Annotated in this window: 2 protein-coding genes and 2 pseudogenes; 1 reads left to right on the forward strand and 3 read right to left on the reverse strand. The window is 32.2% G+C overall.

From position 1 onward, the window contains the following. The 3 genes and pseudogenes from ACRRVB_RS04780 to ACRRVB_RS04790 form a co-directional block, all read right to left on the reverse strand. Nucleotides 1-110 (reverse strand): annotated as a pseudogene (locus tag ACRRVB_RS04780) (IS5-like element ISCca3 family transposase); the annotation flags it as partial. 72 nt (nt 111-182) lie between these two features. Next, nucleotides 183-389, reverse strand: coding sequence for a hypothetical protein (locus ACRRVB_RS04785; RefSeq protein WP_432466820.1), 207 nt, complete (start codon nt 387-389; stop codon nt 183-185). Nucleotides 390-895: 506 nt separating this feature from the next. After that, entirely contained in the window at nt 896-1,114 is a 219-nt protein-coding gene (locus ACRRVB_RS04790) for a hypothetical protein (protein ID WP_432466821.1), read from the reverse strand. A 317-nt stretch (nt 1,115-1,431) separates the two neighbouring features. On the opposite strand from ACRRVB_RS04790, the pseudogene ACRRVB_RS04795 reads away from it, so the two are divergent. Further along, nucleotides 1,432-1,570, forward strand: a pseudogene (locus ACRRVB_RS04795) (IS5/IS1182 family transposase); the annotation flags it as partial.

Below are 1,570 nucleotides of genomic sequence, written 5' to 3' on the forward strand. Positions count from 1 at the left end.
AATGACCAGTTAATCAGATTATTGATTTGATCAAAAAAGGTATGCTTGCATTTACGACGACTAGCTGATATATCTGATAAACTTAACTGACCGCTCACTTTGATTGACATAATAATATCATAAAATTTTTATTACAAAACCTAAACAATAATTACAAGTTAAACTTTTAATAAAATTAACAATTACTTTTTTATACTAAAATCTAAAAACCTATTGCAACGGTCTCGTATTGACTGTTCGGAAGCTTCTTTGATGTCTTTTTGGGCCTTTTTTATTATTTCTTCCCTTTGTTGATTCTTTCCCTTAGTACAAGATGCTGCGCCAGTATTTAAAATAGCCATACCCCAAAGGGCAGAAAAAATGATAGATTTTATAGTATATTTGTTCATATATATTTATATGTATGATGAAAATTTGTATTGAGAAGACCTAAAATAAGCTAAAATAGCCACATTAAAAAATGTTATCTGTTAAAAACTGATCCGTTGAAGATCATTTAAATAAGAAGTATTGTTTGATTGGAGCGTATGGTTTGAACCAATATGGTGGCCAATTAGATGGCAAGAGGATTAGCGGTTGGGATAGTAAATTATGAGCATTCAAGACGCATAAACCATTAGAAACCAGGGTAATAAAGTCACCATCTGTTTTAGAATGAACCCAATGGTTCTAAGACATTACGACCAGTGTACCTATATCTATTTTTATCGAAGGCGCAGACATAACACCTGTAAAACGGATCATATAAAAGGTAAGAATTGCTCACCACTGTGGTAAAAAAGCGTTTTTCTCATTTTGTAATGAAACCCATTACAAAACTCAAGTTTTTACGCTAAAAAACGCCTTGGAACGCTACCAAAAAACAAGTTTTTACCACAGTGCTGAACAGATATCCTTATTTTTCTTTCTCGCTCTCTTCTTCTGATGAGTTTTTTTGAGATGATTCTTCCCTACTCGCCAATTCGTCTTGACTTTCTTTGATGCGTTGATTCAATTGTGCCTCTGTTAGGTCTTTTAATTTCTTTTCTTTAGTACAAGATGTTGCACCAGTATTCAAAATAGCCATACCGTAAAAGGCAGCAAGAACGATAGATTTTATTTTATATTTGTTCATAATGTATTGCAATAATGTATGATGAAAATTTTTATTTAGAGGATACAAGATAGGCTAAAATAGCCAGATTAAAAAATTTTATCTGTTAAAAAACTGATGCCTTAATTGGATCATCCAAATAAAAGGTATTTTTTGATTGGAGCGTATGGTTTGAACCAATATGGTGGCCAATTGGATGGCAAGAGGGCTCTATGCTTTTAGAGCCATTTGTCTGCTAAGATGGCACTACTCTAGATAGTGTCGTCATGAAATATTTTGTATATTTGTTTTGTAGTTCATATTATATTTTTAGATCATAACATCAATTATATTTATAGATGTCTAAATGGATTCACCGTCATGATATTTCAGACAAAGTATGGTCTATTTTATCACCTCTACTTCCAGGTCAACAAGGAGGTTGGGGAGCTGTTGCCAAAGATAATAGACTGTTTATTAATGCAGTATTTTGGATTT

The organism is Candidatus Cardinium hertigii (genome assembly GCF_050864855.1).
Classification (GTDB): Bacteria; Bacteroidota; Bacteroidia; order Cytophagales; family Amoebophilaceae; genus Cardinium; species Cardinium hertigii_C.

Excerpts from the sequence above, each read along its gene's own strand:
- ACRRVB_RS04785 (WP_432466820.1), bottom strand. The coding sequence starts at position 389 with ATGAACAAATATACTATAAAATCTATCATTTTTTCTGCCCTTTGGGGT.
- ACRRVB_RS04790 (WP_432466821.1), bottom strand. The coding sequence starts at position 1,114 with ATGAACAAATATAAAATAAAATCTATCGTTCTTGCTGCCTTTTACGGT.